Annotated in this window: 13 protein-coding genes and 1 pseudogene; 1 reads left to right on the top strand and 13 read right to left on the bottom strand. The window is 42.5% G+C overall.

The window, feature by feature from the left end:
• From ACH2DQ_RS04890 to ACH2DQ_RS04875, 4 genes are all read right to left on the bottom strand, one after another.
• A partial coding sequence (locus ACH2DQ_RS04890; protein ID WP_395025786.1) for a response regulator occupies positions 1-1,423 on the bottom strand: 1,423 nt, incomplete at its 3' end.
• On the bottom strand, positions 1,420-3,261 hold the full coding sequence (locus ACH2DQ_RS04885) for a sensor histidine kinase (RefSeq protein ID WP_394913569.1): 1,842 nt from the start codon (positions 3,259-3,261) through the stop codon (positions 1,420-1,422). The genes ACH2DQ_RS04890 and ACH2DQ_RS04885, both read right to left, overlap by 4 nt.
• Before the next feature lie 145 nt (positions 3,262-3,406).
• Positions 3,407-4,237 carry a carbohydrate ABC transporter permease gene (locus ACH2DQ_RS04880; RefSeq protein ID WP_394913570.1) on the bottom strand — a complete coding sequence of 277 codons (831 nt, stop codon included), beginning with the start codon at positions 4,235-4,237 and terminating at the stop codon, positions 3,407-3,409.
• A 2-nt stretch (positions 4,238-4,239) separates the two neighbouring features.
• Positions 4,240-5,097 (bottom strand): carbohydrate ABC transporter permease, encoded by an 858-nt coding sequence (locus tag ACH2DQ_RS04875; protein WP_394913571.1) that lies wholly within the window; start codon positions 5,095-5,097, stop codon positions 4,240-4,242.
• Between the two features lie 36 nt (positions 5,098-5,133).
• Here ACH2DQ_RS04875 and ACH2DQ_RS04870 point away from each other — a divergent pair, with 36 nt between their 5' ends.
• The gene (locus ACH2DQ_RS04870) at positions 5,134-5,229 is read left to right on the top strand and encodes a DUF6783 domain-containing protein (RefSeq protein ID WP_395025788.1); all 96 of its coding nucleotides are present in this window, start codon (positions 5,134-5,136) and stop codon (positions 5,227-5,229) included.
• 100 nt (positions 5,230-5,329) lie between these two features.
• Here ACH2DQ_RS04870 and ACH2DQ_RS04865 read toward each other — a convergent pair whose 3' ends face one another.
• The 9 genes and pseudogenes from ACH2DQ_RS04865 to uvrA form a co-directional block, all read right to left on the bottom strand.
• Complete coding sequence (locus tag ACH2DQ_RS04865) at positions 5,330-6,769, bottom strand: ABC transporter substrate-binding protein (RefSeq protein ID WP_394913572.1); 1,440 nt, start codon at positions 6,767-6,769, stop codon at positions 5,330-5,332.
• A gap of 127 nt (positions 6,770-6,896) precedes the next feature.
• Positions 6,897-8,684 (bottom strand): glycoside hydrolase family 2 protein, encoded by a 1,788-nt coding sequence (locus ACH2DQ_RS04860; protein WP_394913573.1) that lies wholly within the window; start codon positions 8,682-8,684, stop codon positions 6,897-6,899.
• A 122-nt stretch (positions 8,685-8,806) separates the two neighbouring features.
• On the bottom strand, positions 8,807-9,631 hold the full coding sequence (locus ACH2DQ_RS04855; RefSeq protein WP_394913574.1) for a carbohydrate ABC transporter permease: 825 nt from the start codon (positions 9,629-9,631) through the stop codon (positions 8,807-8,809).
• The gene (locus tag ACH2DQ_RS04850; RefSeq protein WP_394913575.1) at positions 9,628-10,524 is read right to left on the bottom strand and encodes a carbohydrate ABC transporter permease; all 897 of its coding nucleotides are present in this window, start codon (positions 10,522-10,524) and stop codon (positions 9,628-9,630) included. The genes ACH2DQ_RS04855 and ACH2DQ_RS04850 overlap by 4 nt, the downstream gene beginning before the upstream one ends.
• A 50-nt stretch (positions 10,525-10,574) precedes the next feature.
• Positions 10,575-11,999: an extracellular solute-binding protein gene (locus ACH2DQ_RS04845; protein WP_394913576.1), complete on the bottom strand. Its 1,425-nt coding sequence runs from the start codon at positions 11,997-11,999 to the stop codon at positions 10,575-10,577.
• A gap of 387 nt (positions 12,000-12,386) precedes the next feature.
• A complete protein-coding gene (locus ACH2DQ_RS04840) occupies positions 12,387-13,307 on the bottom strand; it encodes an ArsR/SmtB family transcription factor (RefSeq protein WP_394913577.1) in 921 nt (306 codons plus the stop codon).
• A 242-nt stretch (positions 13,308-13,549) separates the two neighbouring features.
• The gene (locus ACH2DQ_RS04835; RefSeq protein ID WP_394913578.1) at positions 13,550-16,255 is read right to left on the bottom strand and encodes a family 78 glycoside hydrolase catalytic domain; all 2,706 of its coding nucleotides are present in this window, start codon (positions 16,253-16,255) and stop codon (positions 13,550-13,552) included.
• 147 nt (positions 16,256-16,402) lie between these two features.
• On the bottom strand, positions 16,403-17,404 hold the full coding sequence (locus ACH2DQ_RS04830) for an AraC family transcriptional regulator (protein WP_394913579.1): 1,002 nt from the start codon (positions 17,402-17,404) through the stop codon (positions 16,403-16,405).
• A 253-nt stretch (positions 17,405-17,657) separates the two neighbouring features.
• Positions 17,658-18,682: pseudogene (uvrA, locus tag ACH2DQ_RS04825) on the bottom strand (ABC-ATPase UvrA); the annotation flags it as partial.

Genomic DNA, 18,682 nt, shown 5'->3' with positions numbered 1-18,682 from the left:
AAAACTGGTCGCTGTATCCCACCTGCAGTGCCACATCCTTGACAAATACTTTACCTCCATTACTCATCAGATCTTTTGCCCGCTCCATACGCAGCATGGTCAGGTAGTTATTAAATGACAGCTCCTCGTACTTACGGAACAGCTTGCTCAGATAAGTCTGGGATACTCCAAATTCCTTGCATACCATGCCCAGTGTAACTGGTTCGGCAACGTGTTTTTTCAGATATTCTTTGATGCTTTCAAAATAATCCAGGGTATCCAGTTTCGTCTGGCTCTGGATTTCCTCTTTTTTATCCTTAAAGAGGACTTCATTCACATTTTCCGCCAGTTCTTCCGCATTTCCGGAATAGAAGAAGGCTTCTTCCAGCATAAATTCATAGTCGTTGTTCTCCCAGATCTGTTCACTGTAACGCTGCATCATAAAAAATATCTGCCGCACCATCCCCTCTACCCAGATCTGGGGACGGTCTTCTTCCTGCCACAAGTACAGCAGCCGCTTTACCTCTCCTTTCATTTTATCATACTTCTGCTTTTCAGCCAGGATCTCAAACTCTCTCAGATATTCCTGATGATTTTCCTGTCTCTCTCCGGCACTTCTTTTATCCAGCTCTTCCATGATCAAAATCTGGGTTTTTCCCAGCACCGTCTTTTTATCAATCATCCGGTAAAGGCGCTTCACCGTTTCCTCCATTTCCAAAACGCCAAAGGAACCCCGCATAATCACAGCGGTCATATAAGAGGAAGCAGGCTGTTCTTTTACAATCTTGCTGCGAATCATACTCTCAAAGCTGGTCATAAAAATCAACTCTGCCGGGCAGATATACAATGCTTCCATTTCATCCCTGCCATAGACAAACATCATTTCATGGATATCCGAAAATATTTCCCTGCCTGCACCATTCATAAAACGCCTGTGAAGCCCGCCTAGCCGCACCACCGCACCATAGTACTGGTCTTGGGGAAAATATTTTTTCAATACCTTTTCATCTAAATCAATTCCACGGCATACTTTACGCATCACATCATTTCGTTCCAGATAATAACGTTTTCGCAGTTTGTCCTCCAGCAGATCAAACAGACTTTTTAGTTCCGATGGCATGACCGGTTTCAGGATATAGTCCGTAACTCCAGATTTAATTGCACCCTGAGCGTATTCAAAGTCCTGGTATCCGCTTACGATCACAGATATCATCCAGGGAAATTCTTTTCTGATTTCGGCTACAAGCTCCAGCCCGTTCATAATGGGCATCCGAATATCGGAAATAACAACATCAGGCTTTATTAGCCTCACCTTATCCATGGCTTCCTTTCCGTTTTCGGCTCTATCCGCTACCCGGAACCCCGGACACTTTTTCTCAATAATGGTACAAATATGATTCAACGCAGCCGGTTCATCATCTACTACAATTACTGTGAACATCATTCATTCTCCTTACCTTCACATTTTACACCCACTGCATGACTCTGATTTTCCCAATTCATTGTTTTCTCTTTCAGCTTTCCGCCTATCTTGACTACTGCTCCCGTATCACAGTTATTAATTTCAAAGACCAGATCTTCATTGTACAGCAGATAAAGTCTTGCATAGGTATTAATCAGACCCATACCCCCTATCTCCATTTCCACATTACTGCGTCGATTGCCCAGCCGGTCCCGGATTCTTGTTATTTTCTGCTGCAGTTCCTTTAACACTGCATCTTCAATACCCTGTCCGTTATCCGACACCTGAATATACCAGAACCCCTCTTCTTTCCAGCCTTTAATTTCAATTTCCATAATGTGGGATGTCTGGGTGAATCCATGATTGATGCTGTTTTCTACAATTTGCTGCAATACGATTTTCGGAATAATTTCTGCCTTGATTTCTTCCTCAACTTCTATATGGTATTGCAGTTTATGTTCATATCTGGACTTGATCAGATAAAAATACTGCTCCAGATACTGGAGTTCCTGCCCGATAGCAGCATAACGTTCTATCGTACTGGTGGCATACCGCAGCATCGCTGCCAGGCTGCCGCAGATCTCGCAGATAGTCTCGTCTCCGCTGTTCATTCCCCTGTTTGCAATTACATTCAGCACATTATACAGAAAATGGGGATTCACCTGCGCCTGGAGAGTATCAAACTGTGCCTGCAGCTGCAGAATAGACAGCCGCCTCTCCTTCACTATGGACTCATCCAGCCGGTTTAATACTTTTTGGTAGGATTTACTGAGAGCTTCCATCTCGTCATTTGAGGTATCCAAAAATACCTCCTGATCCAGATTTTCAATCCTGGTGTTCTCCATCTGCTCCCTTAACTTCTGGATGGGTTTTGTCAAATGACCGGATACAATAAATACAAACACCATGGAAATGGTAAAAAAGCATCCTGCAATCACAAAAGTTAAAGGTGCCACATAACCGATTTCCCGTTCCAGCTGGTTCATATTTTCAATAACCATAATTTTTACACCGGTTTCTTTGGAATTGCTGATGGCGATCAGTTCCTTGTTGTTTGTAACGTCATTTCGGTATTCTGCAACCCCATGTTTATCTTCACCCGCCAGTTTTACATAAAAATCATTCTGGTTCCCATCCAGCGTGGAATACAGAATCTCTCCGTCTTCTGTAACTGCTGCCACATCCATGCCGGACTTTGGCAATTCGAACAAAGTTTTTAACTTATCCACATCTCTTTGTACTTCAATAAACCCCATGGATTTTCCCTGAATTTCTCTGGCTATGGAATAGACCATTGTCTGGCTTTTCAGCCCCCAGTCGTCTTTATGGATTCCGATGAGCACCGGTTTTCCCCGATGTCCCTCCACTTTAGAAAGCCATTTTAGATCCTCCGTTTTTTTATTCAGGTTAATTAATCTGTTTTCATAATTGGAACTTCCCACTACATCTCCGTATTGATTAAATACCAGAACCCGGTAGAAATTTTTGATCATATAGTCCGTATTGATACCGGACTGGATTGTTGTTTTGGCTTCTTCAATATAACTCGCCTGGCTTTCATTGTTATGATCTGTACTTGCCAGCATTCTTATTGATGACAGCATTCCGGTATCTGACAATATGTAGTCTGTAATAGATTTCATGGTTTTGATGGATTCATCAAACTGATTAGCCAGTCTTTCCGAAATAAATTGTGTATCATTGTACTCGTTATTCTTGTATTCCCGTATTGTATACCGGTTGTAAGCAAGTCCTAATATAAGCGCTGCCATCAACACAAATACCGCATAAGATAATATCATTCTGGTCCGAAATCTCATATGCCCCTCCTATGTCTTCTTATTATCGGGAATATTATAACTGCTGAGGAACAAAAATACCAGTGCAGCCTGGCGTATTTATACCGGGCTGCACTGGTACAATGAAAAGAATACAATGTTTCTCCATTGTACCGGTCATTTTATGTCATCCCTTGACTGCACCTGCTACCATACCATCTACGATACGTTTGTTGAAGATAATAAACAAAATCAGCATTGGTACGGTGATAATCAATACATCTGCAAATAATAGGTTATAGGAACTGGAGTATTTTCCCATAAAAGTATACAAAGTCAGCTGTAAAGTTGCATTTTTATTTCCCGGAAGAAAGTACAATGGATTCGTAAAATCGTTAAAAACAGTTACAGCATTCAGAATGGTAACCGTAGCCGTTACCGGCTTTAACAGCGGGAAGATAACTGACGCAAACAGTTTCACCCTTGTACATCCGTCAATATACCCTGCTTCCTCCAGCTCCGTAGGAATCGACCCCATAAATCCACGGTACAGCATAATAGTAAATGGTATCTGCAGTGCCACTTCCACCATAATCATTCCAAACATGGTCTTGTAAATATGCAGTCCCTGCATCACCCAGATCGTAGGCAGAATTGCCGGAGGTACCATAAGTCCTGACATTACCAGGGCATTTACTACTCCCGTTGTTTTGTCATTTCTTCGCTGAAGCACGTACCCTGCCATAGCACATACAATGATCAGCAGGATAACAGATCCGGCAGTTAAAATAAAACTGTTTTTAAATGCCGTCAGTACAATTCCATTGCTTGTGGTCAATACCTGTTTAAAGTTATCCCACTGTAATTCCTTGGGCCATGCAATGCTGAGCAGATTGGCTTCTCTTCGCTCTTTCAAAGAGTTCACGAACATAAAGATAAAAGGTATGATAAAGACTACAAATGCAACCAGGATTCCAATGATATCTCCTGCTAAATAGAGCGCTTTCTTTTTCTTCATCGTTAGTCAACCTCCTTACTCAGTAAGAATTTCTGAAGTGGGAATGCCAAAATGGCAATCATGACAAACATAATAACGTTACCCGCTGTTGACAGTCCATAGAAACCGGCTGCATACTGTTTATATACAATAGAAGCTACCACGTCTGTTGCAAATCCCGGTCCTCCTCCTGTCATTGCCCAGATCAGGTCGAAGCAGCGCATACCGCCGATGAATGCTAAAATAATAACGGAGTTCATAGCCGGACGGCAGAGGGGAATCGTTACACTCTTTAACTGCTGCCATGCGCTGGCGCCATCAATGGATGCCGCTTCATAGTAAGTTTTATCAATGGACTGCATTCCTGCAATATAGATGACCGTAGCCACACCAACACCTTTCCAGACGTCAACACCGATGACTGAGAAGAGTGCCAGACTGGTATTGCCAAGCCAATCCACTCCGTTTAGTCCAATTGCCTGTAATGCTGTATTAATAAGTCCTTTGGAGGGATGCATCATAGCGCTGAATACAATACCTACCGCAACGGTACTCACCAGATTTGGAAAAAACACGATGGAGCGCAGAATATTCTTGCTTTTTATCTTACTGGTAAGAAATACGGCTATGAAAAATGCAATTACAACTTTCAAACTACAGGTTAAAAATGCATAAATCAAGGTGTTTTTAATACCGATATTCAAAGACCTCTCTGAAAAAAACATTTTAAAGTTGTCCAGTCCAACAAAGGTAAAATCTTTAAAGTTCCAAACTGTCAGGCTGAAAAACAGCGATGTAAGCATTGGAATAATGAAAAAAATAGTAAAAATGATCATTGCCGGAGCCATAAACCAGCTTGTATAAATCTTCTTTTTATTCATACATTTTCCCTTTCTCTTTTAAAGCGTATTTGAAAAATTATTCCTACAAACTGTGACGCACAGCTGACAGGAAGCATTTTTCAAACACGCTCTATAAATATTGTCTGCAGTACTTATGTAATTCCAGATTGATAACCATGCATGGGATACATTCTGATATCAGAGCATGTCATACATGCTTATCAATTTGGAAAGGGCACTCACGCCCCTTTCCGCATTGTTTATTCCCTGATTATTTCCAATCCAGACCTAACTGCACTGCCTGTTTCAAACAATCTTCATCATATGCTTTCGCTGCCTCTTCTGCTGTTGTCTGTCCAGAACCGCATTCCTGGCAGATCGCCGGGCAATTGGAACCTTTTACTGCTGTCTGGAACTCCAGAGCTGTGGATGTCTTTCCAGCATCAAAGTATTCCTGTTCCTGTTTTACCGCATCATATGCATTATCCGGAAGTTCATATCCTTTTACACAGTATGGGCCATCCGGTAAAATTGCAGATGTGTATGCGTCTAATGCTTCATCCGAAATATAGAATTCCATGAATCTCTTGATATCATCTACTTTATCTGAATTCTTATTTCCATACCATGATGTAGGCATCCATACGGTTAATCCGTTATCATTTGCATCATCACCCGGTACTGCAAATACACCTACTTTATTTACATCTTCTCCATACAATTCATAGATATTGGATAATGCCTGTGTCAGAATAATCCAGTGTGCCCCTTCTCCGTTCACGATCATATCGCAGCCATCATCATAGGTAGTTGCCAGATAATCGGAATTATAATACTGCGTTGTATCCGCTAATTTCTCAAAACTTCTCAGTGCCGCCGGAGTAGTAGCATATTTTGCGGTCCCTGCCTCAAAATCTTTTGCAAAATTTGGTTCTTTTGCCTGAACATTATAATGATCGCCCAGATATAATACCTGTGATGTCCAGCTGTCTGCAAATGTACCGATCAGCGCTGTCTCACCAGCTTCTTTTAATACATCACAGTTCTTTTTGAACTCGTCCCATGTCTTTGGAATTTCCAGTTTGTATTTTTCATATAGTTCTTTGTTATAGAGTATCGCGCCTGCCTGTGTGGAAGCTGCAGGTACGCCGTATACTGCATTGTCAACGGTTACAGATGATTTGTATGTATCATCCAGTTTGTTTGCCCATTCTTCTCCTGAAATATCAATAAAATATTCTGCAGGATTAAGTGCTGCCAGAAGTGATCCGGAATTGTATCCGCAAAGATCCGCCATGTCGCCGGATGCAAGCCGCGTCTTAACAATATTATCACCATCTGCACCGCCGGCTCTGGTTTCGATTTCAACGGTAATACCTAATTTTTCCTGTGCCAGATCGCAGACTGCCTGAATCCCTGCTAAGGTCATATCGGTATCAATCAACATGGTCAGTTCTGCTTCTTTATATTCCCATTCCCCGTCTGCTTTTGCAGCGGTTGTTGCAGCTTCGGAGCCTTCTTCCTTACTTGCTGCTTCTGTCTCTGAATCTTTTGCCTCTTCAGTTGCCGGCGCTTCTGTCTTCGCCTCAGTTGCTGCATCAGTTGCCTTTGGTGCTTCTGTTGTCGACCTATCGCTTCCTCCGCATCCCATAATACTGCCTGCTGCCATTGCTGCTGCAAGTAAAAGTGCTGTTACCTTTCTGATCTTCATTTTGTATCCTCCCTTTTTCTTTGCTTCGTTTTGTTGTTTCTGATGTATTTAATTTAACATAAGGGCAAAAAAAAGAACATGGAGAATCAAATCTTTCTCCATGCACTTTTCAGCACAAAATATTATTCTATTCTGCTCTCCAATATCCTCCGGGGCGCTCATTAATTTCTTTAATTGCCTGAGGACTTACCTTAAAGCTGCGGTCAATATTCATTAATCCATTGATTTCCTGCTGCACATCAGTTACCTGGGTATAACAAAACCCGCAGATATAGGGGGTCTTTTTGATTGCCGTTGTAATGGAATCGAATCTTTTGATAAATTCTGCTTCATCTTGCACCTTATTGCCGTATCCCCATCCGGATTCACCATTTTGAAAAGCAATTCCGCCATATTCACTGATGATAACCGGCTGCCCTTTATATGCATAACCATTTGCCATGGCCGATTTGTGATTGCTGTGATAGATGTCCGTTGTGAAAATTTTTTCTCTATAATGATTATAACGGTCATAAAACACCTCCCCATATTCCTCATAATCATGCAGGGTAATGATATCGGAAATGGTATGCTCCCATCCGTCATTAACAATCACCGGACGGAACTGGTCAAACGATTTCGTCAAATAATAGATTGCCTCTGTAAACTGCTGCTGCTTTTTGTCTGTTTCCACTTTTGGTATTCCCCAGGATTCATTAAAGGGTGTCCAGGTAATGATGCTTGGATGATTATAATTCTGTCTTACAATATCCATCCATTCCTCTGTGAACTCCCGCACCGCTTCATCGGAAAAACGATAAGCTGCCGGCACTTCACTCCAAACCAGCATCCCCTTCACATCACACCAGTAAAGGAAGCGCTCATCCTCTACCTTTTGATGTTTGCGCAGTCCGTTATATCCCAGCTGCATGATCTTGTCGATATCTTCCACCAGAGCTTCTTCATTTGGAGGTGTCAGATGGGAATCTTCCCAATACCCCTGATCCAGAATCAGGCGCTGATAAAGTGGTCTTCCGTTTAGCAGAATATTACCTTTGTCTATGCGGATTTCTCTCATTCCAAAGTAGGACTGTACTTCATCACAAGCCTTTCCATCTTCCAGAATCCGAATGGAGATGTCATACAGGTCAGGTCGTTCCGGTGACCAGGTGCGAATCCCCCATTCGTCAGCTTCCTGGGAAAATACGTTTATTCGGGCAGTCACATGACTTTTAGGAACAACAATCACCAATTTGTTTACAAATGTTCCCTGAAAGGAAATTTCCACTTCTGCTGTCAGCTCCCTGGAATATTCTGCTGACTTAATCTCCATTTCCAGTTCTGCACAGTCCTTATCTAACAGCGGAGTAATCTTTAAGAATGCCAGATTGGTAACCGGTACATATTCCATCCATACCGTCTTCCAGATTCCGGTAGTCTGTACGTACCAGCAGCCAAAATTCTCCTCTTTCCAGCGCTGTTTGCCCCTGGGCTGTGCCATATCAAAGGAATCATCCGCCTTAACTACGATTTCATTTTCTCCGTTTATTATTAAACTTGATATATCAAAGGAAAATCTGGAATACCCACCCCGGTGGGAGCCTGCCAGCTCTCCGTTCACCCATACTTTTGTGTAAAAATCGCTTCCTTCAAAATGAAGCATTAAATTTTCTTTTTCCAGACGATTTTTATCCGCTTTAAATGTTTTCCGGTACCAGACATGGTCATGCCTGCTCTCATCCCCGATTCCGCTCAATTTCGTTTCATAGGTAAATGGTACCTGAATCTTAAGTTCACCAGGAAATTTTGCATAATATTTTTCTTTTTCTCCCACGTTTCTGTCATCAAACAGAAAATCCCAGGTTCCGTTTAAGTTTTCCCATTCCTGACGAACCAGCTGGGGTCTGGGATAATCTTTCTTGTAACTTCTCATCATACATACCTTTTATCACAATTGATGTGACACTGCCACATGTAACAGGATGAAAGCATATGAACTGTGGCATTTCCCTTCTCTGATTTTTGTCTTTCATCCTTTTGAACTGCCTTTCATCTAAATCATCCCTTTACACCGGACATAGTGATTCCCTGTACGATCTGCTTTTCAAATAAGATATACAGCAGAATAATTGGTACGGATGCCACCATGTTTGCTGTCAGCGGCTTCACATAGTCTACGGTGTAAGTACCTGCAAAGGTAGGAATACCGATTGGAAGCGTAAACTTCTCACTGCTCATGGCGCATAACAGGGGCCATAGATAATTGTTCCAGCTTCCTATAAATGCAAATATACACACGGTGGATATTACCGCTTTGGACAGGGGCAGGAGTATCCGAAAGAAGATGGTCAGTTCCCCGCCTCCGTCAATCCTTACTGCTTCCATCAATTCATTTGGCAGTCCGCGGAAAAATGTAACCATAATAATCATATTCATGGAGCCTGCCACTGCCGGCAGAACAAGGCCTGCATAGGAATCGATGAGATTCAGACTGTTTGCGGTAATAAAAAGCGGAACGATGGTTGCTTCTGCCGGAACCATAATACCAAGCAGGAAGTAAAAATAAAGCGCCTTACTGCCTTTAAAGTTTATTTTTGCTATAGCGTAAGCAGCCATTGCCGATAACAGTACTGTAAGTCCTGTGGTAATTACTGCAATAAACAAACTGTTTACCAGCCATCTCGCCACCTCGCTGTGAAGTATGATCTCCGGATAGTTGCCCAGTGTGTAAGGCGGCAGAAACCAGTCCCATACTGTGGTAATCTGCTTTCCTTCTATCTGAAACGAAACTGCAAGCGACCACAGAACCGGTGCAGTAAAAACAAGAGCTATCACAATGGAAATCGCTGATAAAATCACATTTCCAGGTTTTATTTTCTTCATGAGTCCCGTTCCCCCTTCCGTTGTATCACCTGCTGAACCAGGGAAAGTACTACCAGAATCAGGAACAGAACATAGGACATTGCGGAGGCGTAGCCCATATTGTTTTTCTTAAAAGCATTTTCGTAAATATACTGGATTAAAGGCCTCGTTGAGGATGCCGGACCTCCTCCAGTTATCATGTAGATCTGCCCAAATACTTTAAAACAGGCAATTACCTGTAACAGTACGACCAGATAAGTCGTAGATTTTAACAGAGGTAGCACAATGGAAAATAACTGCTGACGTTTTGTGGCGCCGTCGATTGCCGCTGCTTCAAACACCTGCGGTGAAATATCCTGTAATGCCGAAAGATAAAGCATCATACTGAATCCCACTGTCCACCACACCGTCATAGATGTGATCGTCCCCCAAACCAGGCTTCCGTCCTGCAGCCACTGCAGTTCCTGATTGATCTCAAGAAATCCTGTGGCATGGAGAAAACCATTGATGAATCCCCGATATGGCGCAAACATATATTTTGCGATAAACGCCGCAACGGAAACGGAAAGAACACTGGGCAGGTAAAAGCAGATTCTGAGTCCTTTCTTTATTCTGGTAGGCCGGTTAGCCAGCAGTGCCAGAATCATCGCCGTTATAACCAGTAGTGGTGCTGTAATCAACACAAACACGGTCGTATTTTGCAGTGCACCCCAAAAATTCTTATCTCCTAAAAATTTCAGATAATTATCCAGTCCCACAAATTTCAATTTTCCCATCAGCGTCCACTTGTGCAGACTGACATAAACGCCCTGTATTACCGGCCATATAGTAAATACCGTATATAAGAGAAAAAACGGTGCTGCAAACCCAAGTGCAAGGAAAAGCTGTTTTCTTTTATTTCTTGTTTTAAGCATTTTTTAACCTCCCGTTTTTCTGGAAACACGAATCTGTCAGGGATACTTCCTTATTCCAGATTCGATTCCAGTTCCCCGTAGAGATTATCAATAGCACCCTGTGCATCTGTCTGTCCCGTCCAATACGCATTCAGGCTGTCGATCATTCCGGCTTTCATACCATAGAAATTAGGATTCTTGGTGGGCATCACTGCTTTGTCAAGTGCACTCTTATAATCACTTCTGTAAGGCAGTTTTAAATAATCATCACTTTCCAGAACCTTTAAGTTTGCCGGGATCTGCCCGGATTTTGACCAGGTTACGCCACCCTCTGAGGATGCCGCCAGTACGAATTCCACTGCAGCAAGGGTCTCGTCTTCTGTTCTGTCTTTGCTGAAAGGAATAATCAGCGTATGAGAGTCAGCCCAGCATGCATCATTATCAAACAACCGGGGGAATGTCTGTGCACCGAAATTCAGATTCTCCGTACTTTCTAGTGCTCCTGTTGCCCAGGTTCCGGCAAACAGCAGTCCCGCTTTTCCGCTTTGGAAAAATGCCTGATGGTCGTCAATTCCTTCTAATATGTATCCTTTGTCATAGAGGCTCTTTACAAATTCTGCCGCTTTTATGGCAATTTCTTTATCCATGGTTACCTGCGCACCATCATCACTGACCAGAGCTTTTCCACCCATCTGGTAGTAAGATGCCCACCATAAGCGGTATGGATCATCGCCGGAATTCGTTAAGGATAATGCACTGCTTCCTTCCGGGATAACTGCTTTTATCTTATCCAGGACAGCATAAAAATCCTCTGTACTTCCAATATCCAACTGACCACTTTCATTTAGCTGCACACCAGCTTCCGTAAGAATATCTTTGTTGAAATACATAATCTCAGCATGAGTATCCAGTGGAATGCCATAGATTTCTCCGTCAAACGTTACGCTGTCCAGTGAATTTTGAGAAAACATACTGGAAAGATCGACGCCCAGCTGATCCAGATAATCATTTAACGCAATAACAGATCCTTCGTTTACCAGCTCCGGCAGCTTGGATACATGCGATACTCCTATGTCCGGCCCTTTTCCTGCGGCAACGGCCGTTTGGAGCTTTGTATAATAATCATCCCACACCAACATGATTGACTGCACGCCCATTTTCGGACTACCTGCATTATAATCAGAAATAATCTGATCCATAAAAGTTCCGTCACCGCCGCTGAACAAGGACCAGAACACCAGCTTACCTTCATCTATCTTCACATTCTCCGGATTGTTAACCGTTCCATCTTCATTTACATCTGTTACCGAACCCGAAGCCGTTTCTCCATCAGATGCACTGTCTGGCTGTGCACCAGTGCCGTCAGCCTGGGTATTTACCTCTGTTGTTTCCTTGCTCCCTTCTTTATTTTCTGTCGCTGCACTGTTTCCACATCCAGCCAGTGCTGTTCCAAATACGCAAACCGCTAAAATCATACTCACTATTCTTTTTTTCATAAAGAACCTCCAACATTTTTATAAGTTATTCAGCTGTTCCCTGTTAGTTTTGCCGGCACTAACGAGTTATTTAAACATTTTTACTGTTTAAATAAAGGATATAAAGAATCAAAAAATATTATTTAAACAATATTTCTGTTTCTATATTTTGTATATTACGTCATTTTACCATTTTTGTCAATATGTAATTTGCAAATTTTGTTCAATTTAACATTTATATTGCTTCTATATTTTTTATCACCATAATTTATGTCATAATATGTTTTTTTTGCTCGCATAGGAGATTTTTACATAACGTGTGAAATAGTTTTTCCCAGCACAAAAAAAAGACCTGCCAAGGCGACAGATCTTTTTTCATTTGCTTGCAGCAGAGCATGAACTATAAGATCAATATTCAATATTCATAACAATATCCTGTTCATAATCTCCGTATCCCCTGCCAAAGATATTAAATCCCCCTACATATTTTGTACCTTCTTTATTACCAATTTTCACATCAATATAAGGCTGGGACATCAAGTCTAATTCCTCTACTTTTATATCGGATGCCCTGGTTTCATTGATATATGCCCCATCCCTGCGGACTTCCCAGGTCATGAGTAATCCATACTGGGTAGAACCGTTGGGCCATATAGAAGGATTCAATCTCCCCCTCCTGGCTCCAAAATCTCCGGGACTGGTCCAGGTTCCGCACTCTATGCCGTTGATCCATACCGTCAGATCGGACTTCCAGTCCTCTCTGTAATTAGGAGCTTCTGAACAGATTTCCAGGGAAACGCTGATCCGTTTGGGCATGCGCTTTTTGGGCACCGCATTGGCAAATTTATATTCCACAAAGCCTGAAGAAGTCCATAAAAGCTGGGCGTTTATCCTTTCCGGAAGATAAAAGCTGTACTCCGCATCTTCCATACCAATCACACCGGCTCTGCTGTATAGACCGCAGGTAGGCGATACCTTACAGGCACAGTATGCGCCAACGGGCATTTCAACGCTGGTAATTTCATCAATATCCGTATTGATGGCAGATAGATCAATGGTGATAAAATCTCTTTTCCGGTTACAGAGCTTCGTAGAACCCCGGGTTCCCGGCTGTGTCTCCATTCTGATTAGTCCCGCCTTCTCCAGAATCTTCAGGTGCAGTGCCGCGCTGGATGCGGGAATATCCAATTTCTTCGCGATGTCCCCGATAATCAGCCCTTCTTCGTACAAAAGTTTTAGTATCTCTATTCGTATTGGTGAAGAAAGCGCCTTTCCCACATTGCAAAGTTCTTCTTCACTTGTCATATCCAATTCTAATATCTTTGCCAAGTCAAATCCCCCTCAAATGCTGTAATTTCATTTTAAATCCCTTGCGTTACCTGTTAAACTCCATCATTATACCGCATTCAATTGGTAAATTCAATGAGAATTACCGGAGCTTAGGGGATAAACTCTTATCTTCCTTTGAAAGTACAAAGCATTAGAAAATACAATTCCATCATAAAAATAAGCCAAATCGCGAAAACATAGTTCCGCCACTTTGGCTTATTTCTACCTGGCAAAATATTTACTTATTTACGAAAACGAATATGATAACATCCCGATCCTGCACATCCGCTCATGAAACCATTCTCCGAGCCAAACTCCAGTCCATCTCCATCCAGGACCTCTACTGCCTGATCCAGGCAGATCTTAGCCTGTGTATTTGGCGGAATGCATACTTTCATGGTTACTTCATCGCCGTCAACATTCCATTCAGATGTAACATCACCATAAACTGATTTATAATTTGCTTTTACATAATCCAGCCCGCCGCCGATTCTTGGATAGATTGTGGTAAACTTATAACCGCTTCTTTCTTCATCTGCTTCGATTCCGGCAGCCACACGGTAAAGCCATTCTCCAATTGCTCCATATGCATAATGATTAAAGGAATTCATATCGGGACTCCACATGGTTCCATCCGGTTTCATGCCATCCCAGTGTTCCCAGACCGTTGTTGCTCCCATTTTTACCTGATACAGCCAAGATGGGAAATCATCTTTTAACAGCAGTTCGTATGCTTCTTTTGTATGCCCGTTCTGGCTCAAAGCATGGCAGAAATATGGCGTTCCCACAAATCCCGTAACCAGGTGTCCGTTTTCTTTCTCCAGTAACCTTAACAGTCCTTCCACCGTTTTCTCCCGGTATGCTTCCGGAACCAGATTGAAATATAACGCCACAATATGTGCAGTCTGGGTCTGAGCAGTCATAATTCCTTCGCTGTCAAAGAAAGTTCTCTGGAACTTATCCACGATTTTTTCATACAGAGCTGTGTATTTCTTCTCATCTTCACAATTTCCGAGGATTTTTGCAATCTTCACAAATAATCCGGTTGAATATGCAAAGTAAGCGGTACAGGTCAGATCATTGGGGGTAGCTCCAAAATAGCTGCCTTCCTGGGCATCTAACGCAACCCAGTCACCAAACTGTAATTTATAATTCCAGATATAATCCTTTGCATGCTCTTCCATAAAGCCAATCCATGCCTTCATACTGGAATACTGGTCTTCCAGTATCTTTTTATCTCCATAGGTGAGATACATGGTCCACGGGTTAATAACTGCCACATCTGCCCATGCCGCTGCGGAATGGCTTCCCTGTTCTAACAGCCAGTCGCCGTCTGTTTTACCGGAAAGGATATCCGGCACTACATGCGGCACCCCTCCCTCTGGAGTCTGGTCTGCTGCCACGTCTTTCAACCATTTTGCAAAGAAATGGTAGGTATTCATCAGATAGCTTGCCGTGCGGCAGAAGATCTGTGCATCTCCGGTCCAACCCAGTCTTTCATTTCTCTGGGGGCAGTCCGTAGGCACATCAACAAAGTTTCCTTTTAATCCCCATAAAATATTATGCTGCAGCTGGTTGATGTCCGGATTGGAGCATGTAAAAGTACCCGTCTGTTCCATATCCGAATGCACTGCGTATGCGGTAAAGTCCTCTATTTTTGCTTCTCCCGGGTAAGAGGCAATCTTCGCAAACTGGAATCCCATGAAAGTGAAATTCGGATGGTACTCTGTCTCCTGATCATCCTTGCAGATATAGGTAAGCGTTTCTTTTGCCCCTCTTAGGTTATCCAGATAGACATTTCCTTTCGCATCTAGTACCTCAAAGCAGTTGAGTTCCACTTTATCTCCTGCTTTTCCTTTTACCTTTACATGAATCCATCCGGTCATATTCTGTCCAAAATCAATGACCGTATCACCCTGCGGTGTCTGGAAAATCCGTTTTGCCGTTACCGGCTCGACTTCCGTTACTTTACAGAAGCTCTGAGCTTCCAGCACTTTTTTATCAAAAGCAACCGTTTCTACATCCCAAAATCTTTTTGCATGATATCCAGCTTGTGTTCCGCCATCTGCTTTAAATCCAGCCTCTGCACATCCATTTGCATCAAATCCAGCCTCTGACCAGCCTTCTATTTCCAATCTGGCATCATAGATCTCACCATCATAAATCTCAGAAAATACAACCGGTGCATCACTTCCCTTCCAGGTTGAATCGGTCACTATGGTATCTGTTGTTCCATCTTCGTATGCAATATGAATCTGCCCTAAAAATGCAGTCTGTTCTCCATAGTTATTGCGGTTGCCCACAAACCCCATTTTTCCTTTATACCATCCGGCGCCCAGCATGGCACCCACACCATTTTCTCCTTCTTTTAACATTGTAGTAATGTCGTATGTCTGGTAAGTTAAATGTTTGAGGTAAGAGGTCCAGCCCGGTGTCAATTCATCGGTTCCAACTTTTGTACCGTTTATGTAAAATTTATATAATCCCAGGGCGGTTGTAAATGCATAAGCAGCCTTCACGTTTCCTTTCACCCGGAAACTGCTTCTTACATAAGTTCCCTTAGACTCTCCTGCATTTTCTTTTGTCTCTGCTGAAACAAACTCTGCTTTCCATTCCTCCTCAGAAAGAAGTGCTGTTACAAAATATCCGGTTTTACTCCAGCCGCTGCATTCACCATCCACGTCCGTAACTTTTGCACGCACAAAATATTTTTCAGCAGATTTTATCTGGAACCCCTCCGCAAATACATGTGCAGATTCATCACTGTTTATTTCTCCGCTGTCAAAAAGTACATTTTTAAATTCAGCATCAGCACTGATCTGCAGCTCATAGGATGCCTGAATCACACTTCGTTTATCACTTTCCAATACCCAGCCAAACTGCGGTACCTGTGTAACTCCAATGGGATTTTCCTGGTAATTCATTTTTAACTTTCCTATTTTTAACATTGTACTACCTCCATTTTTGACTTCATTCCGGCTTATCCGTTCGTTTCGTAAATATATTATTATACTATTCTAATGTTGATAAATATAGATTACACGAAAATTACAGGTTGTACAATAACGGTTCTTTATACTTCTATTGACCATTTTTTAGGTTCTGCTTTTGCGATAATCCCCCGGTGTGCTACCCACTGCCTCCTTGAATTTCTTATAAAAAAAGTTCATATTGTTGTATCCGCACACCGATACAATTTCTGTAACCGGAAGATCAGTATTTTCCAGCAGTGCCATGGCTTTGTTTAAACGCTGTTCCTGAACGTGTTCTACAAAGCTTCTTCCCGTCTTTTCCTTTAAAAGATTTGTCAGATAAGCCCCATTGAAACCGAAGTGTTTCGCCATCTGGCTCAACGTGCAATGATCATAATTTTCTTCGATATACGATAATACCGAGAGAATTTGAACGTTGTGGGAAACATCCTTTTCCTTTTCTTTGGAAGCATCCCGGTAGGTTCGCAGCAATTCGGTAAACAGTATAACCATATAACTGTCCAGTACTTCCTGAACGCCCAGATCCTTATTATAATATTCCAGCAAAATCTCCTCCATAATCTTTCTAACCCTTAGATTATTATGTGCCGGAAAATATAAATAATGTTTTTTCTGCTGGCTCCTGGTTACCGCTTCCATCAGAAACTGGGATACAATTCCCTGTTTGGTCATTCTGGCAAGAAATGCAGATGCAAAGAATTCCTTTCGCATGAGGATATTCAATATAATATCGTTTTCACCTGCTTTTTCTATAGAATGTACTACGCTGGTGTCAAATATGCAGACATCCCCTTGCCGGCTCACCACTTTCCGTCCCTCAATTGTCTGCACGCAGTTGCCCGACCAGACATAATTCAGTTCAATATAGTTGTGGGCGTGGGGCTTGATATCTACGAAACGATCCTGCCGGTTTACCCCGATATTCTCATAAGGGTTCATAAAGTAGTCCCCTTCAAATAAGTACGCGCCCTTGTCCATGGAGCTGTATTTACTGTATTCTCTATGTATTCTGGGATTATCAAAATCCACTGTTCCTTTTAGCAGATTTTCCTTCTCCTGATCCGTAAACGCATGTAAAAAGACATCTAATTCTTCGTGAGTCATAATTCCTCCTGGCCTGCTCCCAAATTAACAGCACCGTGATAGCTGCTGCCTTGTATTCTTATCTTCATTTTAATCAAAATATAGGATTTCGTCAAATCCCAGCCAAGATATTTTGTTCAGCATATTTTGTTCAGTTACTTTTGTTCAGCGAAACCATTTCGGGAATAAAAAGGTATCAATCCGTATCCGCGATACCGGCTTTCCAATATTTGAAAAACCCGTAACGGGAAACCGGACTGATACCAGGTTTCATTTAACTATTTGCAATTTTAGACTCTTCTAAGTCCAGATATTTTGCCACATACTGACCCGTGTAAGATCTGGGATTGCGGGCAATTTCTTCCGGTGTACCGCTCGCTATGACAGTACCTCCCTTGTCCCCGCCCTCAGGTCCGATATCGATGATATAATCGGCTGTTTTAATAACATCCAGGTTATGCTCGATTACCACAACCGTATTTCCGCCTTCTGAAAGGCGCTGTAAGATCTCTATTAATTTATGAACATCTGCAAAATGCAGACCGGTAGTCGGCTCGTCCAGAATGTAAATGGTCTTTCCTGTACTCCGTTTGCTCAATTCTGTTGCCAGTTTTATTCTCTGGGCTTCTCCACCCGACAGCGTTGTAGAAGGCTGTCCCAGACGGATGTAAGAAAGTCCCACATCGTAAAGTGTCTCTATCTTCCTGCGGATAGACGGGATATGTTCGAAGAAAGTCATAGCTTCTTCCACGGTCATATCCAGCACATCATAGATACTTTTACCTTTGTACTTTACATCCAATGTTTCCCGGTTGTATCTTTTCCCCTGACATACTTCACAGGGCACATAGACATCGGGAAGGAAATGCATTTCTATTTTCAGGATACCATCACCACTGCAGGCTTCACAGCGTCCACCCTTGACATTAAAGCTGAATCGCCCCTTCTTATATCCTTTTGCCTTGGCATCAGAAGTAGACGCAAACAGATCACGGATCTGATCAAACACTCCGGTGTAAGTCGCGGGATTCGATCTGGGTGTACGCCCGATTGGTGACTGGTCAATATCAATCACTTTATCCAGCTGATCAATCCCTTCGATTGTTACATGCTTTCCGGGAATCACTCTGGCACGGTTTAAGTCCCTTGCCAGACGCTTATACAGAATCTCGTTTACCAGTGAACTTTTACCGGAACCGGATACTCCCGTTACACAAGTCATGACTCCAAGAGGAATCTCAACGTCTATATTTTTCAGGTTATTCTGGGCTGCTCCCACAACTTTAATAGAACCAACCG

It is taken from the genome of Robinsoniella sp. (assembly GCF_034124845.1).
The sequence above is the reverse complement of the archived record's forward strand: the minus strand, read 5'-3'. Positions and strand labels throughout refer to the sequence as shown.